Genomic DNA, 17,105 nt, shown 5'->3' on the forward strand with positions numbered 1-17,105 from the left:
CGTCAAATCACAACCTTTCTAATTTTTACTTGTTTGATGTTACCGCTAGCATCGTATTCAAATCCCTTCTGAACTCCTTGGCCATCATAGATCAAGGTCTCAGTCTTAACGGTACCGTCTGCATTGTAAGTAAACGATGTTTTCTTCAATAGCTGTGGAGTCAAATCTACTGAGAATACTTCTTCTGACTCAATGTCACCATTAGAGAAGTAGTTATATACGACATCCAGCTCAAGTGTACTTCCTTCAAGAAAGACAAGTCTCCTCCGGATGTCCGTGTCATCGAAGGTAGCACCTCCTTGAAGCACATAATAATCTGCACCATTGTTGATTTCGCGCAGTACTTTACCCGTAATGTCACGCTGATACTCAATAGACTTGATCTGTCCGTTACTCTCAGTAACCTCCTGTCGTTCCAAATTTCCATCCGGGCTATAGAAGTGCTCAATGGTGCGGTTGATCCCTCCATCAATCTTCTCCGTATGCACTTTTCCATCTGGATAATAGGTATATTCGGTTACCGAAGTGGTGTTAATAATTGACCCACGACCAATGACAGTTACTCGGGCTTCCTTGGGCACATCAAAAGTAAACCGTATAAGCGTATCATTATATTCAATGTAATCGTCTCCTGCATCCATGCGTATTCCATCCAGAAATACCTCTGCAGAATTTGAACCAATCACATATCTGGGCACTTGAAAATCTCTAGTCGTCGACAACCTGCTGTTAGGAGCAGAAGTGAAGTGGAATACGGATTGATGCTCCATAGTGCCTCGACTCTCAGCGAGTTCAAGACGACTCTGCATGTTGTCGAGTCTGTCCTTGAGAGCATCATAGACGACTCCATTTTTGTCTTCTCTTGAAACCACAACTTCTTTAGCAGTTGCTTCTAATTGGGCTTCCATCGCTTTGATCGCCGTATGATGTGTAGCAATTGTTGTGGTTTGCTCACCAACGGTTTTTTCCAGATCATCTACACGAATTCCCAATGCAGACATGTCATTTTCAACAGATCCCTTTGTTAAGAAATACCTGAAATCCAAAGCCGTGAGTGAAGTTGTTGGAGAAACTCCAACATCGAGTCCACCAATGATCATGGCATCCTTGGGCTCTTCTTGATCTGAACTGTAAGAGTACTGCCCATTTTCATGAAGAAAAATATAATATGTCGTATTTGCCACAATGTCTGGAATGCTGAATGTCTGGGTAAATTGATCTACAATAACCTTGTTGATACTGGCTCGTCCTGCATTAATCGTAACTTGGACACTGTTATTTGCATCTAGGTACGTGGGGTTGGTAACACTGAGATCCTGAATGGGTTGCTTCGCTACAACTTCAATCGCTTTCTCCAACGTGTCAAATCGATGATCTATGGATGCCTCTGCTCCACGTGCTTCTTTTATCTCCGTCTCCGCAAGACTCAATCTCTTCTCATGGTCATCCTGACTCTTGGAAATGGTATTGACATCTGCTCTTGCCGTCAGAATATCCTGCTGAACATCATCCAATCGTGAGCTGTTTGAAGTAACCTTAGTCTCGACATCGCCTAGTCTCTGCTCATGATCTTTTACTGCATCTCGGCTATCGTGTGCAGATTCTTCTACGAGTGTGATTCGGTCGCCTAGACTGAGTGCAGACCCTCTGGCTTCTTCCAACTCTGCAAGATAGGAATCAATCTCATCATGCGTACGAACCCCAATATCACTCAATTCCTTATGACTCTTGGCGGATGATCGATGAGACTGGTTAATTCTTACTGACATTTGACCACCTCCATTCATGCCTTACATGATCTATACGTAATTACTCCAATACTATTAAGTCATATGTATGTCGAATACATCTGTAGCGAAAATTTGACTTGGGAGGCATACCTGTCTTGAGATTCTTCCCTTTCCATTTTCAGCCAGAATCGATAGGACGCTCCTGGCAAAATGGTAAACGCGGTGATCGAGTAGCTGAAAGATCCAGGAATGCCTTCAACATCAGGCGCAATCTGCACTTTATCCGTCCCGCTTGTGAGCGCAAAGATTACATTTTTAAAGTCTCCTGATATCATGGGGTTCTTGGCAAACATTCGAACTTCTTGTGTAGCAGAACCACCTGCCGTTAAATAACCTAGAAACCTATCCGTGTTGGGATAAAGAAGCACATCGAAATCTTCTCCTGTTTCAGGATTCGACTCTTTGTAATATAAATCTGGGGTAACCTCAAAATACATTAGGTCTCCCCTGTATAACTTTATAGAATCCATGGCCTGAAACCGATTTCCATCCGGAAGCCTAATCCCAAAATTGCCCTCAAACGGATATGAATATGGATCCATGTTAAAATGTACAACCGTTTCTTCAGATCGGCATACCCTAGACTCAAGCACAACACCATTCTGATCGATTAGATCAACCACAGTTCCTTTGGTTAGATTGTCTACGGTAATAGATGTTCCTTTGTTGATTCGAATATACTGAATATGCATGGGGTGATCCCCTTCACCCTTCAGATACAGACCAATTTTAGGGGCTCCCACCAGTTCTACAGAACCAATGATGTTCCAAATCACCCCATCATCCGACCAATACGCCGTATAATAGTTATAATCTCGAATCAAACGTATCCACGGGTAAGTCTTCAACAAAGGCTTTGGCAAGGACATATCCAAAAACTCTTCAATCTCCATGTAGTTATGTTCATCTACAAACACGATAACTCCACCGTAACATCCCTCTGTATCGGGATTGTAACTGTTCTTCACATCCATGACGAATTGCTTCATATCTGTCAAAGGTTTATAGAACATATACAGCGGATCTTGACCATGTTTGAGCACCAGGCTGCCACTACCCGCTTCATAGCGAGTAGCATCGTTAGGGAGTACTTCCCATTTGGAATCCAGGTTGGAGCTTACGAACGCATCCTCATAAATCCTGCCTGACTCTTTCAACCTCACAACACCCATACAGAACCTCCTTTCTTTACGTGAATAACCAGATGCGTTTACCGATCACACACATCTTGGGCCTTGCTTTCCAAACTTCCAGCAAACATTTAATAAGCGCTTCGACACACTTATCTCCACCACCACCTTCGCAGTAAGGAATGACATAGACGTCATCACATATCCAGTTGGTCAGCTCCATCCAGTCCAGATTAGCATATTCGTAACTACGCGTACCCACTTCCTGAAGTGAGGTGAACACCCATTTGAACTCATGTTTGCCTTTGGGCACTGGATGTGAAAATGTATAGTATCCACCCTCTTGGGTGAATGTTTTGATAAGCTCATCGTCAATGAAGAAATCCAGTTGACAATCAAATGGCTCAGGTACCCACACCCATCGTTCGTAGGCTTTGAAGTCATGCACCCGGAAGGTGGTCAGATATCGTTTTCCTGTCCAGTTGCTGATTTTCCCCTTCTGATCTGTTGTAATCTCTACCTTATACTTGCTATATGGCTTGGGAGCCAGATCATTCAGTTCGAAGCCATGATACCCATCCCCGTAATACTTTTCATCCCATAACACTTTTCCGTCTTCGCGGGTAATTTTCACGCGCATATTACTGTTATCGCAGCCGCCCATCCAGATGGGTTTGTTATTCCAAACTTCGAAGTGGGTCACTTCTGCCCAGGATGGATCTAATTTGCTAATATCGTCAAGTTGCATCGATCCGCCCCAGATCATCGCTCCATCTCCCGGGCAGCCCTGCTCAAATCGAATGCGGATCTCGTAATTTTTCTTCTGATCTGATGTATTCTCTACCTCAATAGAAATGATCTGGTCATCTTCATTTGTGACTGGTCGAGTATCAATTACTTGGCCTTCTTCAAGAGTTTCGATGACAATTTTAGTTCCCGAACAAGCTCTACTTGTATTTTTATATAAACGAATTACATCGAGCCAGGCATGACTTCCACCATCTGGCGCAGTCGTAACTGGTCCGGGCGGATTCCATGAGTCTTCACTTGGATGCGGAGACTCTCCTTCTCCATACAGTAATCCCTGAGCGTCTCCGCAGAAAGCATCCCATGTCTCTATAAAGCTCCCCCCGCTAAGAGTGAATCCACCAGCATCCAATCCAGACGCCGTTGTTTCACCCTTTTTTTTGTGAAGGGTATACTCAATTCGATAGGTATGACCAGGTGTTAAAGTTTTAAAACTGTCTGTAAATTTTCTAGGCTCTCCATTTAATAAATTATAAGTGGCACTTCCCGCTTTCATATCTAGTGTTAAATCCCATATTACTGCTTGTACTTTCGTTTCATAATCATAATCGGGATACCCAATCAAACTATTTTTATTTTTACTGTAAGGGTCTTCAGTATGTATCTGCAAATTGCCAATAGTCGCATGATAGCGGACATTTTGCTTGTTTTGATCATCATCTGGATAGATATCCGTGACACCAATACTTACTGTATATCTACCTGGTCGGGGTACATTAATTACATCAGATTGATAGGATGCTGCCGATCTTTCCCAAAATTCATTGGTGAAATTGTCATAATCAACAGTGGTACTATTGTATCCTCTGTTATTATTCTCTTCATGGATTAGCTTTTTTTGTTTTGACTGACCTTCAGGATAGAAATATACTCTAAGTTTAGCTCTTGGGTTCTTGTCTACAAGGTAACTAATAAATTTGTAGTTAAGTCTAAATTTTCCTTCACAATGAAAAGAAATTTCTATTTTTTTCGTGTATTTACTATCAAAATCAGAATCCTTGTCTCCTGGCTCTGTACCTTTAACGTTTATAGAATAATAAGGTGTTCCTAAAAATTTAGGGGGTCTTACTCCTGAACTTGGAATGATAGTTGGAATAATTTTTCTTAAACCCTGAACTTTGTTATTTTTCACCGGATAAACGGTAATTTGCTCACTGTATAAGATATTTCCAGTAGGTGGAGCTTTAAAATACCGTGTGACTGTCTTACCTTCATCCAGCACTTTAATACCCTGCATACCATTATCACTATAAATTAATCCATCGTTCTTCCATCCCCACTGGCTAGACTGTGCTGAGTTTCCGTCATATGGGACTTGCCCATATTCAATTTTATGTGTTTTGGTACCTGCTAGAAAACATCTCTGTCCAAAAGGATCTGTGACTTTATCTCCTATTTGATCATTTCCTGGCTCATTTCCACTGCTATTTCCAGAATCTCCCGAACTTCCTGAACCTCCGACACCAGGAGTATACGCCTTCCCATCCTGATATATCCAGCGAAATATATGATTACCAGCAGGAAGGGGATACATGCAATCTGTACCTTTATCACCGTTAGATCGACTTCCTGTCCATACGCTGATGCCATCTATTTGTAGTTCCAACTTCTCCCCCGTATCAAAGTCGCCACCATACTGCCAGCATATATATCCAGAGTTATTCATTGAAGCTGTAAATTCACAAATAAAATTTTGGTTATGTCCCTGCGCCCACATTACACCATCTCCAACCGGGATTGGATCAGGGGGATTATCAGGGTTATATTGCGGAGGTTTGATATCTTTCCATTTCCAATCACCAATAAATTTCAAAGACGGCTTATAAACATCCTTCTCATTAAATAACTCTCCAAATATTTCTTTATCTCTTGAAGTCCCTTTATCTGGGTCATAATTGGAATCCATTGCAGGATAGATTCGCATGTGCTCTTTAATTTTTAATTTGGCACCAGGATTGAGCTCTGCCCTGTATGTAATCGTGTCTCCATTTGTTTGTGTAGATGCTCCAGCATCGGTTACATCCCATCCTCGTGTCACATCAACATATGAACCTAGCGGTGACGTTGTACGGTATGTATTACCAGTGTTATTACCATAGGTAAACAAATGATTCTTCTGATACTTGAATGGCTCCTCTGTCAATCGATCTTGAATATTAAACTCTATGATGTTGTGTCCAGCCTCTAATGGAATACGCACTAGTTCCCTAGCACTTTGCATGGAGGTATAGTGTACTAACATTCCGTTAACTTTTACTTCAAAAGCTTCAGTCGGTCTTAGCGAATGCGCGTAACTGAATACAAACCACCCCTCATGATCTAATATCACCTCTGTCTGTGCTATCATTTTCCCTTCCGTTGGTTCGTCCAAACGTAAAATATCTTCTTTACGGATCCATCTCGGATTTCCCGACATTAACCATTGATATTTCCCAATACCTTGTCCAAGATGAGACGGTTCCCAATGATCAATCTCTCGCGGAGGACAAGTTACTTCGAGCGAACCTCTCAAGTCCACGGTCGTATCCGGCCCTGCAACAATTTCATATTCGATTTTAGCCTGGTTAGTCTCCGTTTCTGAATATTCCCCATTCAGTCTCCACTCCACACCATGCACTGATGTAGCATAACTGCCATGATCTCCATCCCCGCGCTGAGTGCGTTCAAGCATTTTATCATCAAAAAATAACTGATAATCATGATCGGGATACGGCTCTTCATCCACCCCCATCTTGTAAGCAAATGAAACCGTTCCATCACATTCGTTATCCAGATCCATCGTCATGGTTTTCTTACGTAAATCATCCGTAATGAACTGTCCTTTAAAATGTGCCTGTGCCACACTTTGCGGTGATCTTACAACCCAGTTTCCATACTCATATACGTCCTCACCATCCAGATCGTAATCTTTCGGTGCAGGAGGCTTACGTGTATCCACAATCTCAACGACTTCAACATCCTTGATATAGATACCATTGTTCTGCCATACTTCGGGTCTCATTTTGCGGATTAACCAGTCGAACTTGTACATCTGTCCTGGCTGCAACGTAAATGCAGCTTCCTGCCATCCGCTATTCTCGCTCCATTCGCCCCCAACTTGCTGCCCATTAATATAGAACAGCATGCCATTACCGCGCTTGGCACTAGCCAGGTACTTGAACCTGATCTGTCCATAACGCTTCACACGCCAGTTAAATGTAATTTTGGATGAGTTGCCAATCTCCAGAAGTCCTAGGTCCAGTTTCAAGATCATCTCTGAACCAGATTGTTCATTTCGCCCTACGGAGTGGACAGCTACCCATTCCTGATCCTCCGTTGATGATACATATCTGAAGAAATCAGGGAATTTATTGGAGAAAGGGACGTCCTTTTTCATCGAAAAGAGCGGGATCTCATATACGGTTGCATCAAAATGATTAAAGTAATTCCCACTAAAATGATGGTAGTAGGGTGCCGGACAGATCGGCAATGACACACCATGATGACTACCTCCAGGCTTCTGGGCGTTTTCAAGAATCTTGTGAATACAGTCTTTCACCATTTGCAGTACTCGCTGATATTGTGTTTTATCTGGAGGCTGCTGTTGTTCTACCCACCATTCAAGCCTGCGATACATATTCCATAAAGCTTCACGGCATCGTACACTCGCATACCACGACTTATCTTTCAGATATTGCTCAATGATTTGATCAATACTGTTTTCCAGTGCATCCAATTGAACCGTCTGCCATCGTCCTATCTGACCGTAACCTGGATCACCCAGAATAGGATTATTTTCTTCGCCATGCCGGTCCGTTTCACTCCTCGGTGCATTGGGACTCTGCGGTAAATACGCAGGGTTATTGGGGTTGCCGTAACTTTCGTCCGCAATCTTCGCTCTCATATTGGCGAACAATACACCTTTCTGTGATTTGGAGAACAAACCAAATGTATGACCCATACCAATCACCTCCCAATCTCTCTATACGACAAAAAGAGCACCGAGTTAATCGGTGCCCGTCAGATCATATTGCAATTTCGAATCTGTGTAGATCTGAAGTTTATTTTTCATGACCGACACGGACAATGTATACCATTTATCCTTCTCCCACTTAAAGGGTTGCATCGGAGAACCCACTGCAGTTGGATTGCCAGCGACGATTTTATATAGCTGCATCGGCGTTCTCATATCCAGACTGTTATCGCTGTCTCCTCCATGAACCATAAACATCCAATAATTATTTTCATCGAAGTATTTGAAAATAATTCCTGCGCCATTCCCATCCGTACTTGCATCCACCTTGAAATCAATGGAGAACTTATACGTCTCAGCCAGGAAATTATTGCGGTACCATCCACTGATGTCCTTCGTATCTGCCTTGGAATAAAACTTTCCAAGCAATGGATCCCGATCCCAATCGCCTTGACCGAATTTAGTCCAATCGTCTGATTGGGATAATTCCAGTGCATCCATATCCTTGGAATACGGATAGTACACATTAAATGGATCATTCGGATCATAGTCCTCCGGCACACCCAAACCACCTTCCCAATCTTCAGGATCCATCCCTCGATCGAGCAGATCTTCCGAGTAATCGAATATAAGCCCCTGTGCCATGGTGTCCATCATCGGAATGTAAGCATCAGCGGTTTCACGTTCAGCCACCGGATGATCAGTCAGTGTGAAGCTCTCACGCGGTTCCATCTTGGCTTCGTGATACATTTCCATAAGATGAGCTGTTCTCTCGGGAAGGAACGCGTGCAACTGTTCCAGATACTCTGCTCTTTTCTCAGGTCTTTCAGCGAAAATAAAACCTGTGATGACTTGAGAACAGCGTTCTTCAAATGAAGCCATGAGAGAATCAGGATCTTCAATTTCAGACAATCTGGCGTTCGCTATACCAGTCGGCAACTCTCTTGCAATGCTAGATTCACGTTCCTCTGTTATCCCTTCAAAATCATCTTCACTAAGATAACCCTGGTCTATTAACTTACTGCCAAAGCTCTCGCCGTCATTAACAATGTAACTTGTGTATGGAAGACTATTTCCGTAACTTAACTCCTCACTGGAGAAAGCAAACCTCTGGAGTGTGGTACCATATATCCCATCAAAATGCTCACCGGCTCGCTCACCCCCAACGCCACTTTCCATTTCATGTGAATGACCATATCGATCTATTTTCTCCGCTGCGAATTGCTCCCAATCCAGAGTCGTGCTTCTTAACAAGTTCATTCCAGAATCCAATTGATGGTTATACGCGTCATAAGAACTTCTGGAGCTCATGAACGAGTTATCTTCAATATGAACGTCTCTCGTTTTAAGGTAAGCATATTCGCTTTGGATCAGGTCTAGCTGTTTATATTGGAAGCCAACCAGTTCCATGTCCAAAATGGATTCATTAAATTCCTTGTTTCCGTAGAACATGTCCTGATCCAACGATCCATTTCGCAGTTTCACTACATCATTGATCGTCTCATGGGTATGCGCCCATCTTTCAGCTTTTACCGCCAAAAGGTTGTCATGAAGGAATGCTGACCTATCCTCTTTATTTAACTCAAGCGTTTGGATCAAATCAGCTTCATTACCGTTTTTAAACGCATGAATTTGCTCATCAATAGTGGAATCTTTGGCATTTTTCAGACCGTACATGTTCTCTTCCAAATATGCATATTGCGGTTTGTCGGCGAGCAGATTCTCTTCCATATTGCCGTACTGGGGTTTGTCCGCTGAGAGTACAATCTCTGTTGTTCCATACTTCAAGTTTGTTCCACCAACAATCTCAACTGGAACATCACCGTACTTCAGATTCGTTCCGCCAACAATCTCTACAGGTATATCTCCATAAGTGAGCCCCGTCCCACCCACAGATTCCACTGGAACATCTGCATATTTCAGATTTGTACCGCCTAGTGGTAACGTGAGGTCAAGGTAACCATTTTGCGGTTTATCCGCTATAAGTTGTTCTTCAAGATTAGCAATCTTTTCAATCGTGCTATCAGTTGTCTCATGAAGGTAAGCGTCATGAGTATGCTTGTATGCAAGAATCACATCATGATCCAGTGCTGAATCCTTTTTACTCTTTATCGAATCATAGATCAGTTCGACCAAGTCAGTATCTCTGATACCTTTACCACCGTACCAACCCTCACCATGCAATTCACTCAAGCGTAACTTGACAACTTCACTCTCAATTTCATGAACTGATGCCTCTTTCACGATTCTTGTAAAATGGTTATCTTCAAGCATGAGGGATAATCTGTTCATGTTATCCGAAATGATTTCAACGTTTAATTGTCCTTTGCGCATGATTGAATGAGCCGTCAGCATATCGTCAAGATTCGCAGATTTCATTACAGTAGTGGCTAGAGATATCTCATCTTGCACCGATCCATATCGATCTACCCTAATCGCTTCAGGAGTAATATTTACCAACGTGGATTCCCAAGCTTGCCGCATACCTTCGTTAAACTCGATATCCATCGCACCTTCTCTTGCCCACGATGAACCAAGCGTATATCCAATCTCAGCTACTCCATCTCGATATTTCGAGCTGCTTATGGAATAATCCTCGCTGAGCAGCGCAGATCTCCATTTCAAAGTCGCCAGTGAGTAATCTATATCAATAGCTGCCTGACGTGGTTCAATCATGCCAATAGAGTAGCTCTCATTCAAATACAACTGTCTGATCTTGGCTGTGCCTATGGAGTACTCACCACTGATTAAACCTTCTCTTATTGGATTAGTAGCCATAAGTTGTTGATCATACGAGTATCCCTCACGAGTCTTTGACGTTCCAATAGCATATTCGCTGTTCAAAAGCATCTGGCGCAAGTTCGTGCCACCCATGGTGTATTCATCATCAATTATTCCATATCGATACCGGGAAACCCCGCCCATATTAAATTCGGTATGAATCACACTCTCACGGTTCATGTTGGAACTCACGATATGATGGTCGAGAGCCATTCCGTCCCGTTTATATTTTGCGCCTATCCCGTACTCATCAAAGGTTTGTCCTCTGCGTTCAACTTGACTTCCTTCATACGCTGGGTCATCCGGGAATAATCCCCCTCCAGGATTCAGGTAACCTAATGAATCTTCAAACTCAATAATAGCCGGTCTTGCATTAAAATCTGCGCCGTAAATGACTTCCGTAATTTCGCCATGCTGATCTTCCTTTACTTTCACTCCCTCGAAAACGTCTGTCTCTAGAGTAGAATTACGTCTGTTCAGTTCAGCCGATCGAGATTCATCCTCAAGTACTGTTATGCTCAAATCTTTGGATGCTTCTGAGAGTTCCGTCCCTATATCACCAAGCTGAGATTCCTTCGCACCTTCGAAATTAAAGGAAATGATGCCTGATCTGCTTCCTTCTTTATCAGCTGTTAAGATCCCACAATCGATTAACGCATCTACCCGCTCTCTAACCCCAGCCAAAAACGGTTCATCAAAATAAACCGAAGCGTCTGCATTATTCACAGCTTCCATCATCATTTCCAGGATGACTGCCGGGCTGTTCTCCAAGATCTCCCCAACAATAAATTCCTCGTCCAGATATCCAGGGTATGCTTTATTCCCCAACCATCCTCCACCAACCAATTTGTCTAAAAGCTCGTCTCGAATCATGGTTGGTCGGCTATTATCTCGAATGGATTGCAGGATTGTTTCCAGGTGTAGCTTTTTAGACTCTCTATGTGATACAAGTGGTTTGTCAGTCAGATGTACATACTTCTGTTCATCGTTCTTTCCATACGAATTTAGCTTTTCGAGCATGGTAGAACGTAATAATTCTTTGTCAGCCAAATGGTCCTCAGACTCAGGTAACCACAAATCATGAGCCAACGCTCTTTCTGCCGTTGTTGAACCAGCCGTATAGCTTTCAAAGGATGCTTTTCTTTCTGCGCCTTCCTCGCTGTTCGGAATGAACAAATTCCTTTTTTCTGTTTTTGCAGTATGGAACTTGTCCTCAATATAGCTATCGAACTTGCTTTCCCTTTCACCAAGTGATTGCTTGTTGAGTATTTCAAGAGCCTCTGCAGTCACTCGTTTGCCTAACCTACTCTCCTTCTCTACATACCCAGGAACCTTACTGATCCTTCTGCTCTCCTGCAAATCTCTGAAAACAAAACCGTGCTCCTTACTTTCACGATAAGCCTGTTCTGCATGACGGTCCACCTCACTATGAACCACATAAATTCGTCGTGCCTTAGGACGCTTATGCTCAATATACATTTTCTCCACATAAACTCTTTGCCCCGTAGTCAAATCACCTATGACGTTCATATCTTCTACTTGATCTCGAACAGCCCAAGGAAACTGTCGTTCCACATCCGTAATAGTCCCTATATCTCTGGATGCCAAAATGATACCGGATGCTGTAGTTGCTGGATGTTTGTCTATAATTCTGTGAGCTTGGAGCGGATGCCAAAGGGTATCACTCGGACGAAAGACTAACGCATTTCGATGTTGGTCACGGCTGCTTTGACTGAGATCATCATGAAAGTAAAGTTGCTTGTTGACTTCTCGCGTACTTCTCATTTCGGTATGCAGAACAGTGGGGTACTGACGATCCTTCAGTTTGGCAAGAACATTCTCATGAGTTGTCATTTCATTCTCAATTACCCGCGTAGCCTGATTCAGTCGTGAAAGAAACATGTTCTCTTCGATGTCTCTGATTGCTTGAACAATTGTGCCTGTAGTCGTTCCACCAAAAGTTGTTTCTCGCACAGCTGTTCCCAGTGTATGCATGAGTGTCAATTGTGAAATGTTATCCACTCTTTGGGCTAACGGCAACGTCCGATCAAGGTGCATATACTTTATTTCCTGAAATCTACGAATATAAGCAGTCGACATATCAGAGAGAATGGATAATTGCTGATGATCATCTACCCTTTTCCCAATCAGGGTAGCTTGATCAGCAAATGTTTCTTTATGATCATCACGTAAACCTAACAGGTCCTGATATAGAATTTCCACATCTTGTTTGCTTACTTTCCGGGACTGGAGACTTCTCTCAAGTTCTGTACTTCTGAAGTGGTCTTGAATGGCTTCTAACAAAAATTCATTTTGTGTGGATCGTCCAATGATCTTCTGCACATTCTCGAAAACTTCTGCCACATCCATGTCTGGTTTATCGTTTCGAACAGAGTGTATCAATTGTTTAATCACCAGTTCAGAGCTGTTATCTTGCTCTGCACTATCTGCATAGTCCGCAATCATCCCAAATTCACTAACCCTGAAACTGATTTTTCCAGGCTCCAGCTTATCCAGATTCTTAACAAAGTTACGAGTTAAACCCAAATTACGGACAATCTTTAGCTCTTTATCGTTATCTACGCGCCAGCCCTCTGACATATCTTCATGAATGAATGAATCCTTTAATCCTCCGGGCCTGTGGCCTTCATCGTGATGATCCATCTCCAAAGCTTCAATTAACGCGGACCGCTGCATTTCAAACGAAAATTCCATGACATCGCCTTGCTTGGTAGCTGAGCTCGATCCTTCCATGGAACTGTGTAAAAGTCCTTCTGTATCCTGTTCAGCATCACTTAGAACAATAAATCGTTCTTCTCCTTCCAGATCCTTGCGAATCGCTTCCACAAGTTGATGATTAAATCCATGAGAGATCGATCTTGCCATGTAAAAATCAAGCATCAGGACACTTGGATACCGGCTGTAAGGCATGTATATAAATCGATAATCCTCAGGCCTGCTTCCTGTAGTTCCGACTGTAAACAGGTAACCGTACTGAGTTGTCGTGTAATCTATAACGGTGAAATCAAACTTATTGACTACTTGACTCACGTCACTGCCCCCTTCCAACTAAAAAAAGGGAACCCCTGAGTGGAGTCTCAGAAAGTTCCCTCTCACTGAATCTATACGACTCAGCTTTGATTCAGTTTAACTTACGCCGTATAACGGACTTCCTTCAGAATAGCCACACCCATACGTTGGTTGGCAGACAGATTCATGAAATTCTGCGCTGTATCGGTATCGAAGTAACGATACACTTCTTGGTCCCAAGACTTGCCTTCCACATCAATAATTAACTCATCCAGGTGAAGGATATTATGCTTCGTAACCGCGATGCAGTTGTCGAATTGACCGCGGTAGCCCTCGTAAGGGTGGACCACGTAAATTGGAGACAAGTGATATTTGGATGTCCATTTGGACGCCTGGAAGCCTTGAGGCTCCAGTTCCAACCCCGTATCCCCCAATTCCGGATCTTGATAAGCTTTCCCCTTCGGTGGAGCTTGAGTAATAAAGGAAGGATAGTGCTGCTGGAATTCAATACCTGATTTGGTTTTCAACATCTGAAGTGTGTTGTTACCTGCAGAAGTATATTGACCGTAGTAATACGTTCCTGTTGTTGCAATCTGAGAGATATCTGGTTCTTCGATTACTGCTCCAGCTGTCAGCATTACGTTTCCGTCTACGTCATTCAGGTTGTATTTGAACGGTTTCAATGCACCTGCGTACAGGAAGGATTTTTTGTAATCAAGGAAGTTTACTGCTGGGTCAGCGACGAGAACCATCGCCAAGCGATTGTTCATGACATTTACATACATGTATACAGGTTTTTCTTTATTCCGATCCGTTGGTGTATAGTTTTCCAGTGCCCATTGGTAGAGTACCGGATGTCCTGTTAGCTTGAATGTAGGGCGAGTGGTAACTGGTAGTGTAGTTGGTTCGCTGCCTTCCAATCCTTCAAGCAGCTGAACAGTCAACGTACTATGCTCCTCATAGGCTGGAACTGGTGCAACTACGCGTGGTACCAGAGCATGATTAATGAAACTTACATAGAAATGTTTAGTAATCGGTGTTGCTTGTGTTCCAATGGTCATGATCCCGCGAAGAATAAGTTCCTGAATACGGTCACTACTGTCCTTTTCTTCGTAAAATACTTCCCACAGATTTTGTTCCTGAGATTCGCCTGCAGTGGATTCAAATGGGAAACTCTTAAACCCTGTAACTTCCTCTTTCAGTTTTGTCAACACGTCCTGTGAAGTAGTGATTGTTTCTACATATTTAAAATTTGCCATTATGTAATCCTCCTTATTTTATCTCTTTCAAAAATGCAATCGTAATTACATCTGGTGATGGGGAATGCTTGAATAGATTCAACGGACTCTTGATACTGAAAAACTTGTAAACCTCTGTCCACGTACCCAATGCAGGTTTGGAAGGATCTTTCAGAATTTCTGTGTCTACGATTAATTCATCGCGATTGACCAAATTATGGTCGTATATCGCAACTACACCGTCCATATAACCCCGATATCCTTCTGCCTGATGCACAAGGTAGATTGGACTTGCATGATACTTTCCTGTCCAGAGGGACTTCTGGAACCCATCCGTATCTACAATCAATTTCGAGAGGCCCGGGGGAAGTTTACCCACTGAAGGATAGTTCGGAAGATGCGAAATAAATGCCGGGTAATACCGCTGGAACAAGACATTACTGCGTGTCTTCAACATGGACATGGAGTCCATACCATTTGAAGTGTACTCACCGTATTTGGCATAGATATCCGGATTAAGATCCGTGAGAATATCATTTTTCGTATAACCTGTCATATCTGTTCGCAGATCACCCATACCTACAGTGACACCAAAGTTGCCTCCATGGTCGTAATCATTGAACGGAACGATCTTGCCTATGTATCCAAAACTGCGGTAATAGCTATTAATATTCGGTGAAGGATCACCTTCCAGAACAAGAACAACTCGATCGTTGTTTACCGATAAAGTGTAAGCTACCAGGTAATCCGGTCTGCGTTTTTTGTTAGGCAACCATGACGTGGTAGAATGTCGTCCGTGGAAAAAGCGAGCTGCCGGACTTACGATCTCTGTCTTGCCGTCATAATCCAGCTTCCACTTCGTGGACGGTGGGATGAATGTTTTGACAATCGTATCTGTGTTCCACATCTCGTAAATGGCTTGTGCCTTGGCTTGATCTATAACTGTAGGTGTTAACCCCGGTTTAACCGTAGCTGGGTCACAAGCTCCTCTGTATGTGGTCGTTGAATCTCCACTTGTGTTTATACCTTCAAACTCTTCACCATAATAAATATTAATATAGTTCCAATCATTCGTTGGTTGTTCCAACATTACAGAGTACTCTCGCACAGGAATTCCAGTTGGTACAGTTGGCGTACCTTTAACCACTACTCTAGAAGGCACATCATGAACGGGATCCGCAGTATAATATCGCTCCGTGAACGTGTATTTTGATTTACCAGGTTCCACAATACTAGACTTCAAAGAAGTCCAACTACCGTAATAGTCAAAATACCTAACGTATTCCCACTGATATGCCGTCTTAAGACTGTAGTTCCAGTCATCAGGAAGCTCCGTAACTAACTCAAATTCATTCCAGTCGTCCAAGTAAACTACGTCACTTGTACTAAGCGTTTGCTTCTGCTTTACAATGTAGGCAGTAACACCATCAGGTTTAGTGAGATCTGTTACCAATGTAGCTAGCTGATTAGGAACGTCTACAAAAATATTAGCTCCTGTCTTATCCGTATAAGAAAACTGAACAACTTGTATCTTTCTGCCGGTCTTGTAATTACCGTAATCCTTTTCTCTAACTGTGGGACGACTATCACCTTCGACAATTTGATCCCAATATACCGACCTCACCTCATGAAGAAAACCATCATCTTCAACAGCTGGTGTTCCATCTTTAAACTTAAGTTTACTGTAGTCAGGAATTTTAACGACGTCATACAAGTTACCATCTGTATGAAGGTACTTCCCTTGAATATTAGGCCGAGTTTTAGGAGTATATGTTACCCAATAATCTTGCTCTGCCTCGTATACCTTCTCCCAGCGATTGGCGTCAATCCCGCCCTCTACTCTGGGAATATCAGCACCTACGATTTCATCAGCCAGCGTGTTGATTAGTTTTTGTGCTTCCGACTCTCCGTCAATATAAGCGGCAAAGTTCGTCTGCGGTTTTTGCAGTGCCATCGTCACCCTCCTTATCTCAAAAATTTGATGTTGTACCAGACCGACTTGGCTTCAGCCACCGCGTTGTAGAAGTCAAACTTAATGGTCGTCCCCGCCGGAATCGGGTAGACAATTCCGAAACTGTTCCCCATGGAAACCGACTCGGGAAGTTCCTTCGTATAGATGGTTTGACATACTCGCTCCGTCCCGATCATCAGCTCCCAGTAATCGCCGACACAGTAGTGGCTCGCCGCAAACGCAATGCTCAGAAACTCTGTGTCATACGCCAAGGTGAATGTATCAGACTTGGTGGTCTTCGCCGCCGGAATGTCCAACATCTGTCCCCGAATAAACGGGATCGTCTTTTTACTGAAGTGTGGGTACGGCAGCTCGCGCACTTTGTCGATGACGCCACCCGCGATGTAAGATACATTAAATGCCATG

General features: G+C 43.1%; 7 protein-coding genes. All 7 read right to left on the reverse strand.

The window, feature by feature from the left end; all coding sequences use genetic code 11:
- Window positions 1–2: 2 nt before the first annotated feature.
- Complete coding sequence (locus MHH92_RS19055) at window positions 3–1,769, reverse strand: hypothetical protein (protein WP_340905643.1); 1,767 nt, start codon at window positions 1,767–1,769, stop codon at window positions 3–5.
- A 59-nt stretch (window positions 1,770–1,828) separates the two neighbouring features.
- The gene (locus tag MHH92_RS19060) at window positions 1,829–2,962 is read right to left on the reverse strand and encodes a hypothetical protein (protein ID WP_340905645.1); all 1,134 of its coding nucleotides are present in this window, start codon (window positions 2,960–2,962) and stop codon (window positions 1,829–1,831) included.
- Window positions 2,963–2,978: 16 nt separating this feature from the next.
- On the reverse strand, window positions 2,979–7,667 hold the full coding sequence (locus tag MHH92_RS19065; RefSeq protein ID WP_340905648.1) for a hypothetical protein: 4,689 nt from the start codon (window positions 7,665–7,667) through the stop codon (window positions 2,979–2,981).
- A gap of 45 nt (window positions 7,668–7,712) precedes the next feature.
- Window positions 7,713–13,511, reverse strand: coding sequence for a hypothetical protein (locus MHH92_RS19070; RefSeq protein WP_340905650.1), 5,799 nt, complete (start codon window positions 13,509–13,511; stop codon window positions 7,713–7,715).
- Between the two features lie 101 nt (window positions 13,512–13,612).
- On the reverse strand, window positions 13,613–14,749 hold the full coding sequence (locus tag MHH92_RS19075) for a hypothetical protein (RefSeq protein WP_036607790.1): 1,137 nt from the start codon (window positions 14,747–14,749) through the stop codon (window positions 13,613–13,615).
- 13 nt (window positions 14,750–14,762) lie between these two features.
- The gene (locus tag MHH92_RS19080) at window positions 14,763–16,682 is read right to left on the reverse strand and encodes a hypothetical protein (protein WP_340905652.1); all 1,920 of its coding nucleotides are present in this window, start codon (window positions 16,680–16,682) and stop codon (window positions 14,763–14,765) included.
- 11 nt (window positions 16,683–16,693) lie between these two features.
- On the reverse strand, window positions 16,694–17,104 hold the full coding sequence (locus MHH92_RS19085; RefSeq protein ID WP_076328283.1) for a hypothetical protein: 411 nt from the start codon (window positions 17,102–17,104) through the stop codon (window positions 16,694–16,696).
- Window position 17,105: the final 1 nt, after the last annotated feature.

It is taken from the genome of Paenibacillus sp. FSL M7-1414, from assembly GCF_038003195.1.
GTDB classification, from domain to species: Bacteria; Bacillota; Bacilli; order Paenibacillales; family Paenibacillaceae; genus Paenibacillus; species Paenibacillus amylolyticus.

What these genes read in the sequence shown, in the direction of transcription:
- MHH92_RS19065 (WP_340905648.1), bottom strand. Translation starts at nt 7,667, where the DNA reads ATGGGTCATACATTTGGTTTGTTCTCCAAATCACAGAAAGGTGTATTG.
- MHH92_RS19055 (WP_340905643.1), bottom strand. Translation starts at nt 1,769, where the DNA reads ATGTCAGTAAGAATTAACCAGTCTCATCGATCATCCGCCAAGAGTCAT.
- MHH92_RS19080 (WP_340905652.1), bottom strand. Translation starts at nt 16,682, where the DNA reads ATGGCACTGCAAAAACCGCAGACGAACTTTGCCGCTTATATTGACGGA.
- MHH92_RS19060 (WP_340905645.1), bottom strand. Translation starts at nt 2,962, where the DNA reads ATGGGTGTTGTGAGGTTGAAAGAGTCAGGCAGGATTTATGAGGATGCG.
- MHH92_RS19075 (WP_036607790.1), bottom strand. Translation starts at nt 14,749, where the DNA reads ATGGCAAATTTTAAATATGTAGAAACAATCACTACTTCACAGGACGTG.
- MHH92_RS19085 (WP_076328283.1), bottom strand. Translation starts at nt 17,104, where the DNA reads ATGGCATTTAATGTATCTTACATCGCGGGTGGCGTCATCGACAAAGTG.